This is a genomic window from Rhodococcus sp. 27YEA6 (assembly GCF_044908235.1).
GTDB classification, from domain to species: Bacteria; Actinomycetota; Actinomycetes; order Mycobacteriales; family Mycobacteriaceae; genus Rhodococcus_F; species Rhodococcus_F qingshengii.
This window is the reverse complement of record NZ_JBIYCY010000005.1, coordinates 258,590-282,103: the sequence shown is the minus strand read 5'-3', so window position 1 is coordinate 282,103 and position 23,514 is coordinate 258,590. Positions and strand designations below refer to the sequence as shown.

The following is a 23,514-nucleotide window of genomic DNA, read 5'->3' as shown; positions in this document are numbered from 1 at the left end:
GTGGATCTGCAATTGGACGGACGAACTGCCGTCGTTACCGGCGCGGGAAAAGGTATCGGGTTGGCGATCACTCGGGCCTTGGTGGCCGAGGGAGTCCACGTCGTCGCGGGCTCGCGGACGCTCTCGCCGGAACTCGAATCGCTGCAGTCCGGCGGCGCCGTCACCTTTGTCGGCGTCGACCTCGCGAGTGTCGAAGGATCAACCCGACTGCTCGAGGTTGCAGCAGCGAGGGGCGGCGTCGACATCCTGGTCAACAACGTCGGCGCCGTCACCCCGAGAACGAGCGGTTTCGCGGCCATCACAGACGAAGAGTGGGCGGCGTCGTTCAATCTGACGTTCTTGTCGGCTGTACGCACTGTTCGCGCTGCGCTGCCGGAGTTGATCCGCCGAGGTGGCGGGAACATCGTGACGATCAGTTCGGTCAACGCATTCTTACCTGACCCCACGGTGATCGACTACAGCGCCGCCAAAGCGGCGTTGACCAACTTCTCGAAGTCGTTGTCGAAAGAACTGGGCGGGCAGGGGATCCGCGTCAATACCGTCAGCCCTGGCCCGGTGCAAACGGAGTTGTGGCTCGGCAAGCACGGAGTGGCCTCGACGCTGGCGAAGGCGAGTGGATCAGCCGCCGACGACATCGTCGAAAGCGCCGCGGCCGGAGCCGAGACTGGGCGGTTCACCTTCCCCGAAGAGGTTGCCGACCTGGTGTTGTTCCTCGCCAGCGATCGTGCGGGGAACGTGACAGGCGCGGATTTCGTGATCGACGGCGGTCTGATCAAGACCTTGTGATCATTGCTGCCTGAAACCTGATCATGTGCGCGACGGTCGACGACGTGATGCACAGGATCACTGCGGCCGCGATGACCACCCACAGTCCCCACCCGATGGACGGTCCGGCAGTGTGCCCTGCGAACTCGGTACTACGTCGCACGATGGACGCGGCGTTTCCGACGGCAACGATCAAGACCGCGATTCCGACCAAAGGGCCGGTGCAGTGATTCTTGATCTCGGGCGTGACGTCTCGAACCATGAGGGTGATCAGCGCGGTCACCGCGCAGAGAGCGAGGACGAGAGTGATCACTCCGCATTCGTCGATACCACTGTGGTCCAGTGCGGAGGATGACGTCCACGGGCCGAGGCTTCCGGCGACGATCCCGGCGCACGCCCAGAGCGATCCGATGAGGCTAGGTCCGAAACGGTCGGGCATGAGGGAGGGAATTGCGCGGGTCGACGGCGTCTGAAACCCGAAGGCGCGTTGGTGATCCGGCTGATTGGGTGTGAACGTCACGCGACGGACCACCTTTCCTCCGCGGCGTCGAGCCGCCCAATCCAATGCTTTTCCGGAGTCTAAGGGCCGCCCAGTTCACTTTTGCCGAATCGAGCGAAATTGATCGAACCGGCGCTAGGGCTCGAGCAACTCGGCGTGAGAATATTCGTTGCGGCCCGCACCGACGAGGCGCTTACTGATCAAACGGCGTCGTGAACGACACTGGTTTGCCGGCGGCGCGCGCGTACGCGATCTCTCGGCGCGTGGACTCACCGATGTATCCGCGAGGGTTGACGACCAGAACCCGATCGGCGAGGTCGATCTTGCGCAGATGGAGCGCGTCGAGCAGGTTCTTCTGCTCGTCAGAGACCGCCTCGTCTGCTTCAACCGGCGCGACGACGATCACGCCCGCGAACGTCAGGTCGCGGTTCGCCTCCCGCATCTCTTCAGCGAATCGCGCAGAGCCGCAGATACAGACAATCTCAGGTCGATCGGGCACGGTTCAGTCTCTCATCGACGCGAGAGCCCGCGGCCACACCAGTCTCGTCAGATATCTTCGGCAACGCACCCCAGCTGTCAGTGAACGAAGTCCAAAGCTTCCTTGATCCACGCGTTGAATTCGACGTTCGAACTCGTCCCGGTTCGGTCGACGACGATCCATCCCTTGCTCATCGGCTTACCCCGCATCTCGGGCCAGCTTGCACCCTTGTGCGTCAGAAGCTCGTCGACTCGATCGGGGTCACACCGAACCATGATGTTGCCGTGTGAGTTCGCACTGGCGGCCAGCTTCCCGTTCACCATGAAGCTCAGCCCACCGAACATCTTTACTTCCTCGACGTCGTCCTCGCCCGAGAGCGCATCGCGGATACGCTCAGCCAGCGCTTTGTCGTATGCCATGGAGGCCTCCTGGGGTGGAGTTCCAGGTTAGATCAGATGGCGCAGGTACGTGTGCGGGTCGTGAAGGAACCGCTGCCAGTTCGACACCAGATCGAGGTCCTCCCAGCTCGAGGCTCGGATTCCCCATTCTCCGATCTCGAGCAGGTTGGCGTTCGGCAGCGCCGCGATGATCGGCGAGTGCGTCGCGATCACCGCCTGCGCGCCGGATTCCACCAGCTCGCCGAGCAGCGCGGCCAGTGTCAGGGTCCCTTGGAAGGAGAGTGCGGCATCGGGTTCGTCGATGAGATAGAAGCCGCCGTCGGCGGTCCTCGACGACAGGATCTCGAGCAGCGCCTCACCGTGGGAGAGGTGATGGTAAAGCGGTTCAGGTCGCTTGGGATTGGGGTTGTCCTCCAAGTACGTGTACAAACCGTGCAGGGTTTCGTCTCGGAGGTAGTACGCCCACTTCGATGCTCCGGGACTCCGCTCGACCACAAGGTCGAGGCCGCCCGGTTCACTCGATCGAGTCTGATGCCGCGTATTGGTCGACCCGCCTTCGGCATTGAGACCGAGAACGGCGGCAAGAATTTCGATGACGGTCGACTTTCCCGCTCCGTTTTCGCCGACCAGAATGGTGACACCCGGTGGAAGTTCGAGACCGTCCTGAACGATCTGCGCAACAGCGGGTACCGTCATCGGCCAGCTGCCTACGTCAGCGCCTGACGATGTCCCGGTCTTGATGCGTCGGATGGGTTGTCTCTGCACGGCCATACGCTCTCACAGGGCTCCGACGGGAAACTGGAGCTAGTGGCGCTGCGCGAGCAATTCGACGATTCGGGCCACGAGGTCGAGAGGGATCGGTTTGTTCAGCGGGAACTTCACCGTTGATTTCGCAGCCCGGTACGGGTCGACGGACTTCTCGAACTCTGCATCACTCGCCGGGAGCGGGTACATCGAGATGTGGTGTTTCCAGCCTGCGAAGTGAACCAGATTCTTCCCGTTCACTCTCATGGTGGGCATCTGATAGCTGATGGTTTCATCGAGGCCGGGGACGGTGTTGTGGATCGTCTCGCGGATGCTCTCGAGGACTCGTTGCTCGTCGGCGGGAAACGACGCAATGTATTGGTCGATCGTCGCGAATTCGGCCATGAACGGATCTTAATCACAGTCGGATTCAGTTGGCTCGCCAAAAGTCCGGTCGGCTGCCGTCGGTGTCGGTGAACCCGTATTCCGTTCCGAGTTCGCCTGAACTGACCGATCGCTGATTCCATCGCTTCCGATTCGGATCGGCGGCGATGGCCGCGATCGCACGTCCGATGAATCTTGGTGACTCGGAGCGTGCGAAATCCGCGGGCGCAGTCGGACCATCCCGCTCCGGCAACAAAGCGTCACGCCAATTCGATTCGCCGACACCAAAATTCTCGAGCATCATCTCCGATCGCAGGAACCCGGGAGTGATGGCGACGGCAGTACAGCCGAACGGGGCAAGTTCGTGGCCTTGCGAAAATGCGAGCCTGTTCACGGACACCTTGGCCAAGTCGTAGAACACCGAGATGCGATAGTTCGATGCGTTGTATTCGGTAGTGCCATCGGTTATTTCGGCGACCAGTCCGCCTGGCCGATCAGTCATGAGCGGCAGGAGGTGGTGCGACGTGGTGATGTGGGTGTCGATCGCCAGACGCAAGATGTGAAACCCCTTGTCCAGATCGTGTTCCCATACCGGCGTGTTCCACTCCGCCGGCCCACCCTTGAGTAATTCCGCGCCCCAGATGTCGTTGACCAAGATGTCGATGTGGTGATAGTCGATTCGCAAGCGTTCGGCGAGATCAGCCACTTGTTTGCTCTTGAGATGATCGACGGCAATCGGCACGCCGACGCCGCCCAGTTCGGTGACCAACTCTGCCGTCTCTTCGATGGTCTCTCCGCGCGGATAGTCCGACTGAAGAATTCCGGCAGATGTGCTCCGGCCAGTGCAGATGACGGTTGCACCGGCCTCGCCCAAGGCCGCGGCGATTCCGCGTCCGGCGCCCCTCGTCGCCCCGGCAACTACAGCCACTCGCCCGCGAAGTGCGTCCGGATTCGGTGTCCACGACATTGTTCGATTGTTCTCGCCTGGATTGCTTCGTTCAAGAGTGAACGCGATCTGCGGAACCGAACCTTACTTCGCGGCGTCCAAGGTAGTAATCACTCGGATGAAGGAGGTAGGGGAGAGATGGATCGTTGTGTGGGGCGCAGTGCTGGTTGGAGAAACGGGATCTCGGGATTGAGTTCCGTTCCGTCAAAAGGAAATTCGCATCGGATCCGGACTCGGCGGGTAGTCGAAAGTCGCCACGGTGAGGAAGTCGTCGACGTACCACCAAGCCGGGAATCGCCCGAAGACGATTCCCGACCGGTGTGAAATCAGATCTGTGAAATCAGATCAGGGAAGCTGCGAGGCAGCGTCCGAATCGAGGAACCAACGTGTCGCAACCAAACCGGTGGCGCCGGCGGACGGCCAGTCGTCGGCCGAAGCACCTCCGACGGCTTTGGCAACGGCCTCGGCCTTTGCAGCACCCGAGACGAGCAGCCAGACCTCTTTGGCTCGCCGAACAGCAGGCAACGTGAGGGTGATCCGCACCGGTGGCGGCTTGGGGGAGTCCGTCACCGCGACTACGAAACGCGCTTCTTCGCGAACAGCGTCGGTATGCGGGAACAACGAGTTGACGTGTCCTTCGCCGCCCATACCGAGCAGGTGCACGTCGAACGTCGGAACCTGATTCCCGTGTGCCTGAGCGCCCAGCAGTTGTTCGTACGCCGTCGCCGCCCCGTGTGGATCACCGTCGTAGATACCGTCGGATGCGGCCATCGCATGTACCCTGTCGGGATCGACCGGCACATGATCGAGAAGCGCCTCACGTGCTTGCACTTCGTTCCGCTCGGGATCGCCGGACGGCAGGAACCGTTCGTCGCCCCAGTACAGATCGATCTGCGACCAGTCGATGTCGCCGGGAGCTTCACGCAACTTCTCGAGAAGTGCGATGCCGGTTCCACCGCCAGTCAGCACGATGGACGCAAACCCGCGAGCCTTCTGGGCATCGACGATGGTCGTGACCAGGCGTGCGGCGGCAGCGTCGACAAGTTGGCCGGCGTCGGAAAACTTCTCTACGACAACATCACTCATAGGTCACCTTCTCCAATCCGGCCAGAGCTTCTTCGTAGATCTCGTCCGGATCGAGCCGACGCAATTCCTCGGCGAGGCAATCGCGTGTCTCTCGACGACCCAGAGAAACCAGCGCGTCAGGCTGACCGGTGCGGATCAACGTAGCGGTCGTGCCCTCCTGCGGACGACTGATGGAGATACTGCGGGTCTCGAGCTTCAACTCGACCGTCAGCTCACCCGTACGTCGAATGACCGGACCGTCGATCTTGGCCGCCAACCAACCGGCGAGAATATCCAGTGCCGGTTCGGTTTTGAGACCGGAGACCACCGCTGAGGTGATCTTCTCGTGCGGCGGCTGATCGAGAGCCGACGCGAGGAGCGCGCGCCAGTAGGTGACGCGACTCCAGGCGAGATCGGTATCGCCGGCGGTGTACGACGCGAGTCGCCCCTTGATGGTGGCGGTCGGATCGGGGGCGCCGGTGGCATCGGTGATGCGCCGTATCGCGAGCTTCCCGACGGGATCCTTGGCTGGAATCTCGGGTGCCTCGAGGGGCCACCACGCGACTACCGGGGTGTCGGGGAGCAGGAACGGGATGACGACGCTGCTCTCGTGGTCCGCCAGGGGACCGTAGAGACGCAGCACGACAACCTCCGAGGCGCCGGCGTCCCCGCCGACACGGATCTGAGCATCGAGCCTGGGCTCACTCTGCTCGTCGCCACGCAGAAGCACGATGACGCGGCATGGGTGCTCGCGGCTTGCTTCGTTGGCGGCCTCGATGGCTTCCTCGGCATTCCCGGTGTCCCTGGTGCAGACGACGAGCGTCAACACTCGTCCCAAGGTGACAGCGCCGCCGGTCTTACGTACCTCGACCAGTTTCTTGCTGACCTGGACCGTGGTGGTGGACGGCAAATCGAGAATCACTAGGGTCGCCTCCATTCGCGTCCGGTGCGTTGCATCATTTCGTCCGCAGACGGTGGTCCCCACGTTCCGGCCTCGTAGGGTTCCGGCTTACCGCCGGCAGCCCAGTGCTCGAGGACGGGATCGAGGATCTCCCAAGACAATTCGACTTCGGCATTCACCGGGAACAGAGACGGCTCGCCGAGCAACACGTCGAGAATGAGCCGCTCGTACGCCTCCGGAGACGACTCGGTGAAAGCCTGGCCGTACGAGAAGTCCATGTTGACGTCACGGACTTCCATGCTCGATCCGGGAACCTTCGAGCCGAACCGCATGGTGACGCCCTCGTCGGGCTGCACGCGGATGACCAGAGCGTTCTGGCCGAGGTCTTCGGTCATCGTCTTGTCGAACGGTAGGTGCGGTGCACGTTTGAACACCACCGCGATCTCGGTGACACGGCGTCCGAGTCGTTTGCCCGTGCGCAGGTAGAACGGCACACCCGCCCAGCGGCGGGTGTCGACCTCGAGGGTGATGGCGGCAAAGGTCTCCGTGATGGAGTCCGCTGCGAAGCCGTCTTCTTCGAGTAGCCCGACCACCGGCAGCCCACCCTGCCAGCCGCCCGCGTACTGGCCGCGGGCGGTGGTCTCGTCGAGGGGCTCGGCAAGGCGAGTAGCCGAGAGGACCTTGATCTTCTCCGCCTGCAGATTGAGCGGCTCGAAGCTGATGGGTTCTTCCATCGCCGTGAACGCGAGCAACTGCAGCAGGTGGTTCTGGATCACGTCACGGGCCGCGCCGATGCCGTCGTAGTACCCCGCGCGTCCACCGAGGCCGATGTCCTCGGCCATCGTGATCTGAACGTGGTCGACGTAGTGCGCGTTCCAGATCGGATCGAACAACTGGTTCGCGAAGCGCAGAGCCAGAATGTTCTGGACGGTTTCCTTACCGAGGTAGTGGTCGATACGGAAGACCGTGTCCTCGGGGAACACCTTGTTGACGACGGCGTTCAGTTCGCGAGCGCTCTCGAGGTCGTGGCCGAACGGCTTCTCGATGACGACTCGTCGCCACTGACCGTCCTCGGCCTGCGCGAGGCCCGACGCCGACAGTTGCTCGAGCACCTGAGGAAACGCGTTGGGCGGAATCGCAAGGTAGAAACCGTGATTGCCGCCGATACCACGTTCGTTGTCGAGCGTGGCCAACGTGTCGGACAGGTTCTGGAAGGCCTCGGCCTCGTCGAAACTGCCCTCCACGAACCGGATACCTTCGGCGAGCCTCTCCCAGACGTCCTGACGGAACTTGGTGCGAGCGCCGTCCTTGACTGCCTCGAGGACGACGTTCGCGAAGTCCTCGTCCGTCCAGTCACGCCGGGCGAACCCGACCAGAGCGAATCCGGGCGGCAACAGTCCACGGTTGGCGAGGTCGTAGATGGCGGGCATGAGCTTGCGCCTGGCAAGGTCGCCGGTAACACCGAAAATCACCAGGGCGCAGGGCCCCGCAATGTGCGGAAGCCGTTTGTCGGTGCTGTCCCGAAGGGGATTCACCCAATCTGATGCCGCCGCGGAATCGCTCACAGGCTCAGCTCTTCTGGGTTGCTGCGCGGAGCTGCTCGGCGGTTGCGTCGAGCAACTCGTTCCAGGACACCTCGAACTTGTCGACGCCCTCTGTCTCGAGGACCTTGAACACGTCCGCAAGATCGATGCCGACTGCAGCGAGCTGATCGAAGACCGCCTGTGACTCCTGAGCGGTGCCCGAGATCGTGTCGCCGGTGATCTCGCCGTGGTCGGCGAGAGCGTCGAGCGTCTTCTCCGGCATGGTGTTGACCGTGTTCGGCGCAACCAACTCGGTGACGTAGAGCGTGTCGGGGTAATCCGGGTTCTTCACGCCGGTCGACGCCCACAGCGGACGCTGAGCCTTGGCGCCGTCGGCCAGAAGAGCCTGGAAGCGCGGCTGCACCTCGAAGATCTGCTGGTACGCGTTGTACGCCAGACGTGCGTTTGCGAGTGCAGCCTTGCCACGAAGCTCGAGGGCTTCCGGCGTGCCGATTGCCGTGAGGCGGTTGTCGATCTCGGAATCCACGCGGGAGACGAAGAACGAGGCGACCGACTCGATGGACGAGATGTCGCGGCCGGCAGCCTTGGCGGTGTCCAGACCTTCCAGGTATGCGCCCATGACTGCCTCGTAGCGCTCGACCGAGAAGATCAAGGTGACGTTGACGCTGATGCCCTCACCGATCACCTTGGCGATGGCGGGAATGCCTGCCAGCGTCGCGGGAATCTTGATCAGGACGTTCGGACGATCGACGATCTTGTGCAGCTCGATCGCCTGCGCGACGGTGGCGTCGGTGTCGTGAGCCAGGCGAGGATCGACTTCGATAGACACGCGGCCGTCGACGCCGTTCGACGCCTCGAACTGCGGAGCCAGGATGTCGCACGCAGCACGCACGTCGTCGGTGGTCACCGCGGTGATGGTGGCGTCGACATCGGCGCCGCGCTGTGCGAGCTCACGGACCTGAGCGTCGTACGCCGATCCCTTGGACAGTGCCGCCTGGAAGATCGACGGGTTGGTCGTGACACCCACGATCGACTTCGTGTCGATGAGGTTCTGCAGGTTGCCGGACTGGATGCGATCCCGCGAGAGGTCGTCGAGCCAGATGGAAACGCCTGCAGCGGAGAGCTTTTCGGTATTCACGTTCTGTGTCATCGAGATCATCCCTTCACAGCTGCGAGGGAGCGCTGCGCGGCTTCGACAGTCGCGTCGGCAGTGATGCCGAACTCCCGGAACAAGGTCTTGTAATCGGCGGAAGCGCCGTAGTGCTCGAGCGAGACGGCCTGACCGGCGTCGCCGAGGATGCGCCACCACGGCATCGCGATGCCGGCTTCGACGGACACACGCGCGCGCACGGCGGGCGGAATGACCTCGTCGCGGTACGCCTGATCCTGCTCGAGGAACCAATCGAGGCACGGCACGGAAACGACGCGGGTTGCGACGCCCTGAGCTTCGAGGGTTTCGCGAGCCTCGGTGGCCAGATGCAGTTCGGAACCGGTCGCCAGCAAGATGACCTCGGGCGAACCGTTGGCTGCGTCGACGAGGACGTAAGCGCCGCGCTTGACACCCTCGGCAGCCTTCTCCTTGGTGCCTTCGAGAACCGGGATGTCCTGGCGCGTGAGTGCCAGAGCCGTCGGGCCCGTCTTGTTCTCGAGTGCTGCCTGCCATGCGAACGAGGTCTCGTTGGCGTCACCCGGGCGGACGACGGCGAGGTTCGGGATCGCACGAAGAGCAGCGAGGTGCTCGACCGGCTGGTGGGTCGGGCCGTCTTCGCCGAGACCGATGGAGTCGTGGGTCCAGACGTAGGTGACGGCAGTCTTCATCAGTGCGGCCAGGCGAACCGCCGGACGCATGTAGTCGGAGAAGACCATGAAGGTTCCGCCGTACGGGCGGGTGGGTCCGTGAAGCGCGATGCCGTTGAGGATCGAGCCCATCGCGTGCTCGCGGATGCCGAAGTGGAGCGTGCGGCCGTAAGGCTGCGCATTCCAGTCGTTTGTGGAGATGGAGAACGGGCCGAACGAATCTGCGCCCTTGATGGTGGTGTTGTTGCTGCCGGCGAGGTCGGCGGAGCCGCCCCACAGCTCGGGCAGGATCGGTCCGAGCGCGTTGAGCGCCGAACCGGAGGCCTTGCGAGTCGCAACGCCCTTGGCGTCGGCCTCGTAGGTCGGGAGAGCGTCGGCCCAGCCGGCGGGGAACTCACCGGCGAACAGGCGGTCGAAGAGTTCCTTTCGCTCGGTCTCACGTGCAGCCCACGCGTCGAACTCGACCTGCCATGCCTTGCGTGCGTCGGCGCCGCGGGAGACGACCTCACGGGCGTGAGCCAGAGCGTCGGCGTCGACGTCGAAGGACTTGGCCGGATCGAAGCCGAGGGCTTCCTTGACCGCTGCAACTTCGTCGGCACCGAGAGCGGAGCCGTGGACGTCGCCGGTGTTCATCTTCTTCGGAGCCGGAAAACCGATGATGGTGCGGAGCAAGATGATGGACGGACGATCGACGACGGCCTTGGCCGCGGCAACCGCGTCGAGGATGCCGGAGACGTTCTCGCCACCTTCGACGTGCTGAACGTGCCAGCCGTACGCCTCGTATCGCTTTCCGACGTCTTCGCCGAGAGCGATGGTGGTGTCGTGCTCGATGGAGATCTTGTTGTCGTCGTAGAAGACGATGAGGTTGCCCAGTTCCTGGACACCGGCGAGGGACGAGGCCTCGGACGTGACGCCTTCTTCGATGTCACCGTCGGACGCGATCACGTAGATGTGATGGTCGAAGGGGGAGGAGCCGACCGGGGTCTCCGGATCGAACAGCCCACGCTCACGACGCGCGGCCATCGCCATACCGACTGCGGACGCAAGGCCCTGGCCCAGCGGACCGGTGGTCATCTCGACGCCGACGGTGTGGCCGACCTCGGGGTGGCCGGGGGTCAGTGCGCCCCACGTCCGGAGAGCTTCGAGGTCAGCGAGCTCGAGGCCGTAGCCCGACAGGTAGAGCTGGGTGTACAGCGTCAAGGATGAATGGCCACAGGAGAGAACGAAGCGGTCACGGCCGACCCATTCTGCATCCGAAGGATCGTGGCGCATGACGCGCTGGAAGAGGGTGTATGCCAACGGCGCCAAGCTCATTGCAGTTCCGGGATGGCCGTTGCCGACCTTCTGAACCGCGTCGGCGGCGAGCACGCGGGCGGTATCGACAGCCTTGGTGTCCAGGTCGGTCCAGTCCGAGGGGTGGACGGGTTGCGTGAGGACGTGGATCTCGTCTGTGATCGACACTGGCAGATGTCTCCTGACATGGTGTACGTGGATTGCGAGGGTGGGGTGTCCCTCCACTGCGTAACCCAGCCTAATGGTCCTGGCTGTCCGGGTCGATTCGGTTCCTCAATGGCTGCGGTCTACCATCGTTCGTAGTAGAGAACAGTGTCAGCAGTGTGTCGTGAAGAGTTAGTGCGGTAACGCGTGGTGCAAGGAGAGAACGTGCGGACAGGGCAACAGCCGAGCGGACATGGCTTCGGCAGCCCAGGTGCCGCCCCGCGGGCGACCAATACCGATACGGTGTGGGGTCGCGCAACGGGCAAGGTTCTGGCTTATATCGCGCTCACGAAGCCGCGAGTGATCGAATTGCTGTTGGTGGCAACCATTCCGGCAATGCTGCTGGCCGATCGCGGAACAGTCGACATCGTTCTGATCCTCAGCACCCTCTTCGGTGGCTGGATGGGCGCGGCGAGTGCGAACTCGCTCAACTGCGTCGTCGACGCCGACATCGACAAGGTCATGAAGCGCACGGCGAAGCGGCCGCTGGCCCGCGAGGCGGTGCCGACGCGCAACGCGCTCGTCTTCGGGCTCCTTCTCGGACTCGCGTCGTTCCTGTGGCTGTGGTGGCGAGCCAACCTCTTGGCCGGCATCCTCGTCGTGATCACGATCGCGTTCTACGTCCTCATCTACACGATGGTTCTCAAGCGTCGTACCTGGCAGAACGTCATCTGGGGTGGCGCAGCCGGATGTATGCCCGTCCTCGTGGGCTGGGCCGCTGTCACCGGGTCGCTGAGCTGGCAGCCCGTCGTGCTGTTCCTGATCATCTTCTTCTGGACGCCGCCGCACACCTGGGCGCTGGCGATGCGATACAAAGAGGACTACAAAGCTGCCGGTGTTCCCATGCTTCCGGTGATCGCCACCGAAGAGCACGTCACCAAGCAGATTCTGTTCTACAGCTGGGCAATGGTCGTCACGACGCTTGTCCTCGTGCCCGCATCGGGAGTCATCTACGCCGCCATCACCATCGTTGCCGGTGCGTGGTTCCTGCTCATGGCACATCAGCTGTACCGCAGCGTTCGCGGTGGTGCTCAGGTCAAGCCGCTGCGCCTGTTCCTGCAGTCCAACAACTATCTTGCGATCGTGTTCGTCGGCCTCGCCGTCGACTCGGTTCTCGGACTCCAGACGATCAGCGACATGCTGAGCTGATTCTGCTGTGCGCCTTTATTAACCGCGGGCGGTTAATAAAGGCGCACAGCACTTCGCTAGGGGATCAGAACGATCGACCCGGTCGTTGCTCTACCTTCCAGATCCCGATGGGCTGTTGCCGCGTCGGCGAGGGGATACTCGGCGCCGACACGAATATCGAGCTTCCCGGCCGCAATGGCGTCGAAGACATCGCCGGCCCGCCAGGTCAGTTCCTCTCGAGTGCGAATGTGATGCGCGAGCGTCGGACGCGTCAGGAACAGCGAACCCGACGAATTGAGCCGCTGCGGATCGACAGGCGGGACCGGTCCACTGGCCGCACCGAACAAAGCGACCGTGCCGCGGATGCGCACGGAAGCCAAGCTCGAATCAAAAGTTGTCGCACCGACGCCGTCGTATGCCGCCGCTACTCCTTCGCCGCCGGTCAACTCCCGGACTCGCGCTGCGATGTCCTCGTCGTACCGCAGGACCTCCGCGGCGCCCGCGCCACGCGAGAGTTCTTCCTTTGCATCCGATGACACAGTCGTGATGACCTTCGCCCCGAGGCTGACGGCCATCTGCGTCAGGATCAACCCGACGCCGCCCGCGCCTGCGTGCACGAGCACGGTGTCGCCGCTCTGGATCGGATACGTCGACTTCGCGAGGTAGTGCGCTGTCATCCCCTGCAGGAGCGCCGACGCTGCGGCCGATGCCGGGACACCGTCAGGCACTTTCACGGCGACTGCGGCGGGAACAGCCACCTTCTCGGCATAGCTGCCAGTGGCAGCGGCCCACGCGACCCGGTCGCCCACGGAGAATTCGTTGACGTCGGAGCCGACAGCTTCGACAACACCGCTGCCCTCGTCGCCGGGAATGTAGGGGAGCGGACGCTTGTACTGGCCCATTCGGAAGTACGTGTCGATGAAATTGATGCCGATCGCTTCGGTCTTGACGAGTAGATCGCCTGGGCCGGGTGTCGGTTCGGGTTGTTCGGTCAGAGTCAGAACGTCTGGTCCGCCGGTCTCGGTCACGTAGATGGCTCGCATGGTTTCTGTTCTACACCCGAGGCGGCCGACGCTCAGTCCATGCCTGGTGTCGCTTCCGGGCTACCGACCAGTATTGTCGAGTCATGAGCACCGATACCGAGAAGTCGGACGCCACCCCGTCCGCGCCGGAACTGCCGAAGTCCACGGTGAACGCCATCACCAAGTTCGTCGCCGAGCACGGCGGCTCCGCCAGCGCCGTCATCCAGCCGGTCGGCCTGGCCGGCGTTCGCATCACCCTCGTAGGTGCCGACGGCATCCTCGGTGATCAGGTCGTCGAGGACCTCGCCACGGCAAACGCGGTCGTCGCGTCCTTCGACAACGTCACCGTCGCCGAGTGGGAGCGCGAACTGACGAGCATCGTCACCCCGCAGGAGGGCCATTTCAAGAAGATGGCCGGTTGGGTCGCCAACCAGACTCGGTTCCCGAAAGCTCGCAACGAATCCTGAAATGACGTGTGGGGCGCAGGAACACCTTTTGGTGTTCCTACGCCCCACACGTGTCTTGAAGCGTCAGACAGCTGGTATCGGCGAATTGGTCGGCGTGTACTGGCGGGTCTTACCCGCAGCCCAAACTGCTGCGGTCGCAGCCGTGCACAGTCCTGCACCGGCGACGTGCATGATCACCAGAACTTCCGGCACATCGGTGAAGTACTGCACGACACCGATGAGCGACTGCGCGAGGATCAATCCCAGCAGGACCTTCAGACGGATCTTCACGGCTGCGGATGTCCCGACCGCATACAGGCCGAAGGTCAGACCCACGACCAGCGCGAGATATCCGACCAGAAGCTGTGAGTGCAGATGGACGAGCGTCACGATCTCGATCTCCAGGCGAGGCACCGTCCGGTCCAGTCCCTTGTCGCCGGCGTGCGGGCCTGCGCCCGTTACGAGAGTTCCAGCGACCAAAACGCCGGCGAGCGCGACACCTGACAGCGCGGTAAGCCAGCGCAACGGCTTCGGCATCACGACCAGAGTTGTTGCTTCGTCGGGTTCCGCGATCTTCGCGTACATCACCGTGGCAACCCAGACCATCAGCATCGACGCAACCAGGTGAATGGCGACCGTCCACCACAGCAAGCCTGTGAGGACGGTGATACCGCCGATCACTGCCTGAACGACAGTGCCGAGCGGCATCATCCAGGCGTAGACAAGCACCTCTTTGCGTCGGCGAGCGCGAGTCACCGCAAGCACGATCGCAGCGGCGACGATGACGACCAGGAAGGTCAGCAGGCGGTTGCCGAACTCGACGGCTTGGTGAATCACCGCGACCTGTCCGTGGCCGACCGGGACGAAGCTACCGGGGAAGCACTGCGGCCACGTCGGGCAACCGAGTCCCGAGTCCGTCACGCGCACCACCGCGCCGGTGACAGCGATGCCGCCCTGCGTCAGGATCACGATGAACGCGATGATCTTCTGCGTTTTCAGCGAGGGGAGAGGTAGTCGATCCACCAAGCGTAAAAATCCGGCATACACACGATTCACCACGCCAACGATCGTAGTTCCCCATCAACTACACAGTGTCGTTGGGGCCAGCTCGCTCCGCGCCTGCCCCGCGTCGTTGGGGCCAGCTCGCTCCGCGCCTGCCCCGCGTCGTTGGGGCCAGCTCGCGTCAGTTCGCGCGAACTCGCACGATTCCCGAGATCGTTCCCTGGAAGTACTCGCCCGACTCGGTGATGAGTGCAGACATCTGAAGGGTGTCGTTGAGGATCGTCGACGGCAGCGGAGTCGAACCGATCTGAGACCCGTCCTTCGAGTCGATCACCGCGAAGGAGTAACCGTCCAGCGGAGAGGTGTTCGGAGCACCGTCCCGTGTCACCGTGTAAATCGAGCCGTCAGCCGTCGAGAGGTGAGGTACCGCGGAGCTGCGAATCGTGTTGTCCCACACGACATGGCAGCCGACCGGATCGATGTCGACGCGGGTCATTCCGCCGTTGAAGGGTGCCGTGGCGGGGACCGCTGGACCGGCACCTTCAGGAGTCGTGGGGTACGGGTATCCGTAAGTGCCGGCGACGTAGACGGAATGACCGATGCCGACGGGGGAGTTCTCGCTGCCGCTCGGTGAGCCGTCCTGGCTGGCAGCGGACAACACCGGCTGCGTGCACACCTCGGCGCCCGTGTCAGCGCGATAGACATGCAAGCTCACTGTCGGGTGGGCGTTGTCGACGATGGTCAAGAAATCGCTGCCCGTCGACGGGCCGAAGTATGTCGGCGTCGATCCGGTTCCCCAGCTGAGCTGACCCGGATTACGGGCCGGCCCGCGGTCGTACGGCTGACGCCAGTCGATGACGACCTCGTCGCCATTTCGCTTCAGTTGGTAGAGCGCGTGGGTCGTTGCGACGGCAGTACCCGTCGGGGAGGTGGAGATGCTGTTCTGCACCTGTTCACCTTCGGGGAGTGCAATGCTGTGCGCGATTCGATCCGCGCCGACATACCCGACGGTGCCGTGCCCGGTGGCGAACCAGACATTGCCGTCCCAGTCCGGAGCGAGGCCGGTGACGTTGTCGTCGGCGGCAACCGCACCACTGAGATCGATGACATCCGCGAGTTCCAGCCGCCAACTGCCGTCCGGATTCTGTGCATGGGAAATGCGGACCAGTTGACGGTTTCCGTCGACGGCGACGAGACGGTTCTCGTTGTCGAGATAGGCGTAGACGCCGCCGAGCAGACTGCCCTTCGCGAGCGGCAGTTGTGCTACGGATCTACCCAACGGCGTGGCGTCGGCCTTCGGATCGATCAAATGGATGGTCGGGATCTGGCCGATCATCGTCGTGCAGAGCGAGACGATCATGCCGTCGGAACCCTGGAGGACTGTCGGGCAGGCGGCCATCATCGGGAAAGCTGTCACCTCGTGTGGGCCGGTTCCTGGACCGGGCAGCGGCGTGACGTCGGACGAGCCCGCGTCACCGTGCATGGTGGAAGTACCGACGGGACCGAGGTACGGATTTGCAGGTGCGAGTGGACCGGACACCGAAGGGGTCGCCGTTGCGGGTCCGGCACACAACATGACTGTTGCGGCCACACAGCCGACGATCTGAGCTGTCCGTCGTGTACTCACGTGAACTTGAACCACCTTGCTGCGCAGACTCCGGCCACTGCGGCCCAGATGACAAGTACGAGAATCGAGAACCAGTCCATCGAGGTGTCGAGGGCCGCTTCGAGTGCGTGTGCGAGAGCGCCGGACGGAACAATGCGGACCAGCGTGTGAACAGCGGTCGGAAGTTCGCCGCTGGCGAAGACCACACTGCCGATGCCCACCATGATGAACCACAGGACGTTGGCGAGAGCGAGAACGATCTCTGCGCGCAAAGTACCGCCGAGCAGGAGGCCAAGCGCTGCAAATGTGACAGTACCGATGGCAATGACCACTGCGCCGAGTACAAGTTCGACGAACGACGGACGCCATCCCAACGCCAAACCGATAGCGCCGAGCAAGAGTGACTGCAGAGCCACGACGATGATGACGGCAGCGCTCTTGCCTGCGATGATTCCCCACCGCGGTAGCGGCGTTGCACCGAGTCGCTTGAGCGCGCCGTATCGGCGGTCGAATCCGACGGCGATGGCCTGTCCGGTGAACGCCGTCGACATCACGGCAACCATCATGACACCAGGGAGCACGGTATCGACCCGAGAATCGCCCAAATCGCCGATCGGAAGTAGACACAGTCCGATGAGCAGGGTGATCGGGATGAACATGGTGAGCAGCAATTGCTCACCGTTGCGGAGCAGAAGAGTCAGCTCCAGTTTGGTCTGCGCCGCCAGCATCTTGGCCGCCGAATTGGGGCGGGGATCCGGCGAGAAGGTGCCTGGCTCGAAGCGGTTCTCGGCGAGCCGTCGGTCTCTGGCAACGCTGATGGGACTGCTCTGGCCGTTCGACGCTGTTTCGTTCATGACCTTGATCTCCGTCATCCCCTCAGTTCCCGGCCCGTCAATTCGAGGAAGACGTCTTCCAGACTCCGTTGATCGACGCGAATGTCGTTGATCAGCACGTCCTGATCGGCACACCACGTTGCGACAGTCGCCACGGTTGCAGGATCGATTGCACCTTCGACGACATAGGTGCCGGGGTTGGATTCCTCGATGCGGAACCCGGCGAGTGAACCGGCCAGCGAATCTAGGCTCAAACCGGGAACCGTCGTCAGACGGAGTTGTCCTTCGGCGCCCTTGCTGGTGACCTCCGCCGGCGTTCCCGACGCGACGATCTTGCCGTGGTCGATGATGACCAGTTCGTCGGCGAGCGCTTCGGCCTCGTCCATGAGGTGTGTGGTGAGCAGGACGCTCACGCCGTCGCGTCGCAGAGCGTCGATGAGTTCCCACACGAGTAGACGTGCCTGAGCGTCGAGGCCGGCGGTGGGTTCGTCCAGAAATACCAATTCGGGACGGCCGACCAGCGCGCACGCCAGTGACAGTCGTTGCTGCTGGCCTCCGGAGAGGCGGCGGTACGGGGTCTTGCGCGCATCGGTGAGGCCGAGTTTGGAAAGGAGCCAGGCAGGATCGAGCGGGTCGGCCGAGTATGCGGCCACAAGGTCGAGCATTTCCCCGGCCTTGGACCCGGGGTACGCGCCGCCGCCCTGCAGCATGACGCCGATTCGCGAGCGGACTTCACCGGAGTCGGCGATGGGGTCGAGACCGAGCACTCGAACCGTGCCGGCGTCGGGGGTGACAAAACCTTCGCACATTTCGACGGTGGTCGTCTTACCGGCTCCGTTGGGGCCGAGCAGGGCAACGACCTGGGCCGTCTCGACAGTGAGATCGATACCGTCGACGGCTCGAACACCGTCGAAGGACTTGACGACACCCTGGATCTGTACCGCCGGCGTCGACGATCTGGAGGCTCTCGAGGTCACGGGGAATCAGCGTAAGCCCCCGCCGAGTTGTCTTCGTCTACCGGTCCGCCTTTCGTGATCTCCGCTACTGGCTTGTCGCTACGCCAGGGGAGTGAATTGCGGGTGAAGACGATGAGCGTTCCGGCGGTGAGGATGGTCGCGATGACGGCCTGCACGATCATGAACGGAAGGTATTCGGCGCCGTTGGACATCAACATGACGCTGACGATCGAGGTGAAGACGACGGCAGGGATGCGGAAAATCGGCGCGGTGGCCCACGCCGCCAACGGAAGGATCGCCCACAGCAGGTACCACGGCTGAACGACGGGGAACAGGAGAACGATCGCGCCGAGCGCGATGCCGAGTCCGCCGACCGGATGGATGCGGCCCATGTAGACCGAGATCATCATCCGTGCGGTGACGAGCATGGCGACGAGAGTAGCGATGGGCCGCGTGATCGTGAGGATCGCCGTCGTGTGATCGCCGAGTCCGAGCAGTACGCCTGCCAATCCCGTGCCGACGCCCAGGAGCGTCGGGATGGACATCCAACTCCGGACTGCCGTGGCGGTGTCGAGGGTGTTGATCCAACCCATACCGAGCCCACTGGCCACGCTGATGACAAACGTGACGACAGCGGCAACGATGCCCAGGAGAATCGCGGCTCCCGCCAGGGCTTTCCAGGTTCCACCCCAACGCCGAGCCAAGGCCATGCCGACAAATCCCAGCGCAAGCAAGGACGGAATTTTGACGGTCGACGACAACGCGATCAAACCTGATCCCGCAACGAGATAGAACAGCGCTCGCGCTCGGATGGGCCCGGACCCTTCGACTGCGCGGAGGGCGATCTCGATTCCGGCGAGCATCAACCCGAGCATGAGTGCTTCGTTGTGGATGCCGGCCACCAAGTGGAAGAGCAACAGCGGGTTCGCGGCACCGAGCCAGAGCGAACTGACGGCAGAGACACCGCATCGCTTGGCCAGTCGCGGTATCGCCCACACGATGAGCGCGACGCCGGCCAATGCGAGCAAGCGGTGCAAGAAGATTCCGGCCACGATGTTGTCGCCGGTCAGTGAGCTGATCCCGCGTCCCAGCCACAGGAAGAACGGTCCGTACGGAGCCGGGGTGTCGCGCCAGATCGTCGGAACCGTGCGGGTGAGAACGTGGTCGACGCCCAGTGCCGCCTTGGGGCCGATGGCGTACGGATCGAGTCCACGGGCCGCGATTTCGCTTTGAGCCAGATACGAGTAGACGTCGCGGCTGAACATCGGCGGTGCGACCGAGAGCGGCAGGATCCACAGCAGGAGTGTGCGGTCCAACTGGGAACGGGTCATGCGCCGCGGTGCGCCGGAACGGCTGCGTATGTCCCCGACTGCAAATCGGCCCATCATCAGCCAGGCCAGAACGACGAGCACGGTTCCGGTCATCGTCATTGTGAGTGAGACCGTCGGCATACGTCCGGGAAGGCTGAGGACTCGAAGTCCTGCGGTCGGATTCTGCAGGACGGGTTGTGCGCCGGCGCCGAGCGCTCCGACTGCCATCAAGACCGCGCCGGTTGCGCCGAATCGGCGAATCCCTCGCAGTTGTGCGGTTTCCTTCGCGTTCAGGCCAGGGCGCTCGTCCTCGTCGCCGTGCAGCACCGCGGCCATACTCTGCCGGGGAGCGGATCCGAAAGGTCGAACGCCGATTGTGGAAAGCGCGAGTGCCTTGGGTTTTTCCAGCAGGATCGCGCGCGCCGATCGGGCGGTCGTCGTCTTCTCGGGGGTCTGCGGCACACCAGGCAGCGTAGCGGCTCCATCCAGCCGGACAGACAAGCACAAACAACGTGCGTTGTCCGGATATTCCCGAATGTAATGCAGGTTGCCCTTAGTAGACCTGCGAAAAGAATTCCGTCACACTTGTGTTGTGAAAAGAAATGCGTCAGACCCACGAAGCAAGGAAGTTGCAGGTCAGCCCACTGTAGCGGCCTCGCCGAGTGCTGCCGCAAATCCGGTGACAGTGAGCGTCGAAGGTCAGACGCGGGCGGCAGTGGTCAAGCTGCTACTCGAAGAAGGCCCCATTACCGCCTCCGAAATCGGCACGCGCCTCGGTTTGAGTGCCGCAGGTGTCCGACGTCACTTGGATGCGTTGATCGAGTCCGGCGAAGCCCGAACTGCTTCGGCGTCGTCGCTGCGTCAGCGTGGACGAGGTCGTCCCGCCAAGCAGTTCCAGATCACCGCGACCGGTCGCGGCCGCCTCGGCCACACCTACGACGATCTGGCGGGAGCCGCGATGCGGCAACTCCGTGAAATCGGCGGAGACGCGGCAATCGAGGAGTTCGCCAAGCGTCGGGTTCAGGCGATCGTCGGAGACGTCGAACCGGCTGATCCGACAGATGTCGACAACGTCGAGGCGACAGCGGACGCAATCGCCGAAGCCTTCAACGCGGTGGGGTTCGCGGCGTCGACCCGGCCGGTCGGCAACGGCGTGCAGATCTGCCAACACCATTGCCCGGTTTCCCATGTGGCAGAAGAGTTTCCGGAACTGTGCGAGGCAGAGCAGCAAGCATTCCGGCAATTGCTCGGGACTCATGTTCAGCGTCTGGCGACCATCGCCAACGGTGACTGCGCCTGCACGACGCACGTGCCCCTCGTGTCCACCGGGAGTAGATGACCGGACCAGATTGTTCTACAGAGCGTTGCCACCGTGCAGCGTTCGAATAGAGATTTTTCAGCTAGTTCTTCAAAGTCAGAACTGCTCGACCACAGCGACCAGCCCTCGCTGAACCCGAGCAGCCGTCAAGAAACAAGACTCCGGAAGGAGCTCGCATGACCGTCACATCAGACCAGGCGACTACCACTGCGGCAGCAGACACCGAGCCGCTCACGCAGGAAGAGACCATCGCGTCCCTCGGTCATTACGGCTACGGCTGGTCCGATTCCGACGAAGCCGGAGCCAGCGCGCAGCGCGGGTTGTCCGAGGCTGTCGTGCGGGACATCTCCGCCAAGAAGAGCGAGCCCGAGTGGATGCTCGACATCCGCCTCAAGGCGCTGCGCACCTTCGACAAGAAGCCGATGCCGAACTGGGGCAGCGACCTCGAAGGTATTCACTTCGACAACATCAAGTACTTCGTCCGGTCCAGCGAGAAGCAGGCCGAGTCGTGGGAAGATCTGCCCGAGGACATCAAGAACACGTACGACAAGCTCGGCATCCCCGAGGCGGAGAAGCAGCGCCTCGTGGCCGGCGTCGCAGCTCAGTACGAGTCCGAGGTCGTCTACCACTCGATCCGTGAGGACCTCGAGGAGCAGGGCGTCATCTTCCTCGACACGGACACCGGTCTCAAGCAGCACCCGGAGCTGTTCAAGGAGTACTTCGGATCGGTCATCCCGGCCGGCGACAACAAGTTCTCCGCGCTGAACACCGCCGTGTGGTCCGGTGGCTCGTTCATCTACGTTCCGCCGGGAGTCCACGTGGACATCCCGTTGCAGGCGTACTTCCGCATCAACACCGAGAACATGGGTCAGTTCGAGCGCACCCTGATCATCGTCGACGAAGATGCCTCCGTGCACTATGTCGAGGGTTGCACCGCGCCGATCTACAAGTCCGATTCACTGCACTCGGCCGTCGTCGAGATCATCGTGAAGAAGGGCGGCCACTGCCGCTACACGACCATCCAGAACTGGTCCAACAACGTCTACAACCTGGTGACCAAGCGCACCAAGGTCGAGGCCGGCGGATCCATGGAGTGGGTCGACGGCAACATCGGCTCCAAGGTCACCATGAAGTACCCGGCCGTGTGGCTGATGGGCGAGTACGCCCGCGGTGAGGTTCTCTCCGTTGCGTTCTCCGGCGAGGGCCAGCACCAGGACACCGGCGCCAAGATGCTCCACCTCGCGCCGCACACGTCCTCGACCATCATCAGCAAGTCTGTCGCCCGTGGTGGTGGACGTGCGTCGTACCGCGGTCTGGTGCAGGTCAACAAGGGTGCCCACGGCTCCAAGTCGACCGTCAAGTGTGACGCTCTGCTGGTCGACCAGATCAGCCGAAGCGACACCTACCCGTACGTCGACATCCGCGAGGACGACGTCACCATGGGTCACGAGGCCACCGTTTCGAAGGTCAGTGACGATCAGCTCTTCTACCTGATGAGCCGCGGACTGACCGAGGACGAGGCGATGGCCACCATCGTGCGTGGATTCGTCGAGCCCATCGCGAAGGAACTCCCGATGGAGTACGCGCTCGAGCTCAACCGCCTTATCGAACTTCAGATGGAAGGGGCTGTGGGTTAGTGACCACGCCAGAGACCGGAGTCATCGGAGCTGTTGCCGGGGAGAACCCGACCGCTCCTGTAAAGGGTGCAGCCACAGGCTCACCCATCACGAACAAGGGTGAGCAGTTCTCCTCGTTCGACGTCAATGCTTTCGAGGTTCCCGGCGGACGTGACGAGATCTGGCGGTTCACCCCGCTGCGTCGTCTCCGGGGATTGCACGACGGCAGCGCCGTCGCCAACGGACAGGTCACCGTCGAGGTCGACGGCGGAAGCGACATCACCGTCGAGACCGTCGGCCGTGATGACGCACGTCTGGGCAAAGCCGGCGTTCCCGCTGATCGCATTGCAGCGCAGGCGTATTCGAGCTTCGAGACGGCAACGGTCATCTCGGTTGGCGCCGAGGTCGAGGTCGAGAAGCCCGTCGTGGTCACCATGACCGGCCCCGGAGTCGACAACGTCGCCTACGGACACACCCAGATTCGTCTGGCGCAGTTCGCCAAGGCGACGTTCGTGATCGACCAGCGCGGCAGCGGAACCTTCGCGGAGAACATCGAATTCGTTCTCGGTGACAGTGCGCAGCTGACGGTGGTGGCCATCCAGGACTGGGCGGACGACGCAGTTCACGTGACGTCACACCACGCTCGCCTGAACCGCGACGCAGTGCTTCGATACACCTCGATCAGCCTGGGCGGCGACCTGGTTCGCCTGTCCGCCACAGTCAAGTACGACGGACCGGGCGGCGACGCCGAACTGCTCGGTCTGTACTTCGCCGACGCCGGCCAGCATCTGGAACAGCGTCTGCTGGTGGACCATTCGCAGCCCAACTGCAAGTCCAACGTGGTCTACAAGGGTGCGCTTCAGGGAGATCCCGGATCCGGCAAGCCCGACGCGCACACCGTGTGGATCGGCGACGTTCTCATCCGCGCCGCAGCGGAGGGCACCGACACGTTCGAGCTCAACCGCAACCTGGTGCTGACCGACGGCGCCCGCGCCGACTCGGTTCCGAACCTCGAAATCGAGACCGGTGAGATCGTCGGGGCCGGCCACGCAAGTGCAACGGGACGTTTCGACGACGAGCAGCTGTTCTACCTGCGTGCTCGTGGTATCCCGGAGGATCAGGCTCGTCGTCTGGTCGTACGTGGGTTCTTCCACGAAATCATCAACAAGATCGCTGTTCCCGAGGTGCGCGATCGCCTCGAAGCCGCAGTCGAAGCCGAACTCGCAGCCGTCGGCTCCTGACCGCCCCGCCTGCGACAC

Annotated in this window: 23 protein-coding genes; 6 read left to right on the top strand and 17 right to left on the bottom strand. The window is 63.3% G+C overall.

Annotation, left to right across the window (positions count from 1 at the left end; translation table 11 throughout):
- A complete protein-coding gene (locus ABH939_RS16135; RefSeq protein WP_404649806.1) occupies positions 1–786 on the top strand; it encodes an oxidoreductase in 786 nt (261 codons plus the stop codon).
- On the opposite strand, the gene ABH939_RS16130 is transcribed toward ABH939_RS16135, so the two are convergent.
- The 11 genes from ABH939_RS16130 to tkt all read right to left on the bottom strand — a co-directional run bounded on the left by ABH939_RS16130 (position 773) and on the right by tkt (position 10,982).
- On the bottom strand, positions 773–1,285 hold the full coding sequence (locus tag ABH939_RS16130) for a hypothetical protein (RefSeq protein WP_225320373.1): 513 nt from the start codon (positions 1,283–1,285) through the stop codon (positions 773–775). The genes ABH939_RS16135 and ABH939_RS16130 overlap by 14 nt on opposite strands.
- 172 nt (positions 1,286–1,457) lie before the next feature.
- The gene (locus tag ABH939_RS16125) at positions 1,458–1,706 is read right to left on the bottom strand and encodes a hypothetical protein (protein WP_202426844.1); all 249 of its coding nucleotides are present in this window, start codon (positions 1,704–1,706) and stop codon (positions 1,458–1,460) included.
- A 134-nt stretch (positions 1,707–1,840) separates the two neighbouring features.
- Entirely contained in the window at positions 1,841–2,161 is a 321-nt protein-coding gene (locus ABH939_RS16120) for a TfoX/Sxy family protein (RefSeq protein ID WP_003944891.1), read from the bottom strand.
- A 27-nt stretch (positions 2,162–2,188) separates the two neighbouring features.
- Positions 2,189–2,911, bottom strand: a complete 723-nt coding sequence (locus tag ABH939_RS16115) for an AAA family ATPase (RefSeq protein ID WP_075833137.1) — start codon at positions 2,909–2,911, stop codon at positions 2,189–2,191.
- Between the two features lie 33 nt (positions 2,912–2,944).
- Complete coding sequence (locus tag ABH939_RS16110) at positions 2,945–3,289, bottom strand: iron chaperone (RefSeq protein ID WP_075833138.1); 345 nt, start codon at positions 3,287–3,289, stop codon at positions 2,945–2,947.
- Positions 3,290–3,314: 25 nt separating this feature from the next.
- A complete protein-coding gene (locus ABH939_RS16105; RefSeq protein WP_404649805.1) occupies positions 3,315–4,235 on the bottom strand; it encodes an SDR family oxidoreductase in 921 nt (306 codons plus the stop codon).
- Positions 4,236–4,559: 324 nt separating this feature from the next.
- A complete protein-coding gene (gene pgl / locus ABH939_RS16100) occupies positions 4,560–5,300 on the bottom strand; it encodes a 6-phosphogluconolactonase (RefSeq protein ID WP_030536405.1) in 741 nt (246 codons plus the stop codon).
- Positions 5,293–6,201, bottom strand: a complete 909-nt coding sequence (gene opcA, locus ABH939_RS16095) for a glucose-6-phosphate dehydrogenase assembly protein OpcA (RefSeq protein ID WP_003944921.1) — start codon at positions 6,199–6,201, stop codon at positions 5,293–5,295. Before opcA ends, pgl begins: the two co-directional genes overlap by 8 nt.
- Complete coding sequence (gene zwf, locus ABH939_RS16090) at positions 6,201–7,745, bottom strand: glucose-6-phosphate dehydrogenase (protein ID WP_003944956.1); 1,545 nt, start codon at positions 7,743–7,745, stop codon at positions 6,201–6,203. Before zwf ends, opcA begins: the two co-directional genes overlap by 1 nt.
- A 4-nt stretch (positions 7,746–7,749) precedes the next feature.
- Complete coding sequence (gene tal, locus ABH939_RS16085) at positions 7,750–8,874, bottom strand: transaldolase (protein ID WP_039972890.1); 1,125 nt, start codon at positions 8,872–8,874, stop codon at positions 7,750–7,752.
- Positions 8,875–8,879: 5 nt separating this feature from the next.
- Positions 8,880–10,982 (bottom strand): transketolase, encoded by a 2,103-nt coding sequence (gene tkt, locus ABH939_RS16080; RefSeq protein WP_003944976.1) that lies wholly within the window; start codon positions 10,980–10,982, stop codon positions 8,880–8,882.
- A 201-nt stretch (positions 10,983–11,183) separates the two neighbouring features.
- Here tkt and ABH939_RS16075 point away from each other — a divergent pair, with 201 nt between their 5' ends.
- Positions 11,184–12,167, top strand: coding sequence for a heme o synthase (locus tag ABH939_RS16075; protein WP_003944994.1), 984 nt, complete (start codon positions 11,184–11,186; stop codon positions 12,165–12,167).
- Positions 12,168–12,223: 56 nt separating this feature from the next.
- Here the strand turns inward: ABH939_RS16075 and ABH939_RS16070 are convergent, their stop codons facing one another.
- Positions 12,224–13,189: a quinone oxidoreductase gene (locus ABH939_RS16070; protein ID WP_166502278.1), complete on the bottom strand. Its 966-nt coding sequence runs from the start codon at positions 13,187–13,189 to the stop codon at positions 12,224–12,226.
- A gap of 83 nt (positions 13,190–13,272) precedes the next feature.
- Here ABH939_RS16070 and ABH939_RS16065 point away from each other — a divergent pair, with 83 nt between their 5' ends.
- Entirely contained in the window at positions 13,273–13,635 is a 363-nt protein-coding gene (locus tag ABH939_RS16065) for a hypothetical protein (RefSeq protein WP_003945032.1), read from the top strand.
- A gap of 63 nt (positions 13,636–13,698) precedes the next feature.
- Here ABH939_RS16065 and ABH939_RS16060 read toward each other — a convergent pair whose 3' ends face one another.
- The 5 genes from ABH939_RS16060 to mptB all read right to left on the bottom strand — a co-directional run bounded on the left by ABH939_RS16060 (position 13,699) and on the right by mptB (position 19,783).
- On the bottom strand, positions 13,699–14,673 hold the full coding sequence (locus ABH939_RS16060; RefSeq protein WP_021332987.1) for a heme A synthase: 975 nt from the start codon (positions 14,671–14,673) through the stop codon (positions 13,699–13,701).
- 124 nt (positions 14,674–14,797) lie between these two features.
- Entirely contained in the window at positions 14,798–16,192 is a 1,395-nt protein-coding gene (locus tag ABH939_RS16055; RefSeq protein WP_202426869.1) for a hypothetical protein, read from the bottom strand.
- A gap of 47 nt (positions 16,193–16,239) precedes the next feature.
- Positions 16,240–17,076, bottom strand: coding sequence for an ABC transporter permease (locus ABH939_RS16050; RefSeq protein WP_390890726.1), 837 nt, complete (start codon positions 17,074–17,076; stop codon positions 16,240–16,242).
- 14 nt (positions 17,077–17,090) lie between these two features.
- Positions 17,091–18,032: an ABC transporter ATP-binding protein gene (locus tag ABH939_RS16045; RefSeq protein ID WP_007727917.1), complete on the bottom strand. Its 942-nt coding sequence runs from the start codon at positions 18,030–18,032 to the stop codon at positions 17,091–17,093.
- Complete coding sequence (gene mptB / locus ABH939_RS16040; RefSeq protein WP_166502279.1) at positions 18,029–19,783, bottom strand: polyprenol phosphomannose-dependent alpha 1,6 mannosyltransferase MptB; 1,755 nt, start codon at positions 19,781–19,783, stop codon at positions 18,029–18,031. Before mptB ends, ABH939_RS16045 begins: the two co-directional genes overlap by 4 nt.
- A gap of 130 nt (positions 19,784–19,913) precedes the next feature.
- Between mptB and ABH939_RS16035 the strand changes: the two genes are divergently transcribed.
- The 3 genes from ABH939_RS16035 to sufD all read left to right on the top strand — a co-directional run bounded on the left by ABH939_RS16035 (position 19,914) and on the right by sufD (position 23,496).
- Entirely contained in the window at positions 19,914–20,660 is a 747-nt protein-coding gene (locus ABH939_RS16035) for a metalloregulator ArsR/SmtB family transcription factor (protein WP_269455348.1), read from the top strand.
- 155 nt (positions 20,661–20,815) lie between these two features.
- Positions 20,816–22,276 carry a Fe-S cluster assembly protein SufB gene (sufB, locus tag ABH939_RS16030; protein ID WP_166502280.1) on the top strand — a complete coding sequence of 487 codons (1,461 nt, stop codon included), beginning with the start codon at positions 20,816–20,818 and terminating at the stop codon, positions 22,274–22,276.
- Positions 22,276–23,496, top strand: a complete 1,221-nt coding sequence (gene sufD, locus ABH939_RS16025) for a Fe-S cluster assembly protein SufD (protein ID WP_042919809.1) — start codon at positions 22,276–22,278, stop codon at positions 23,494–23,496. The genes sufB and sufD overlap by 1 nt, the downstream gene beginning before the upstream one ends.
- The last annotated feature ends 18 nt before the right edge of the window (positions 23,497–23,514 follow it).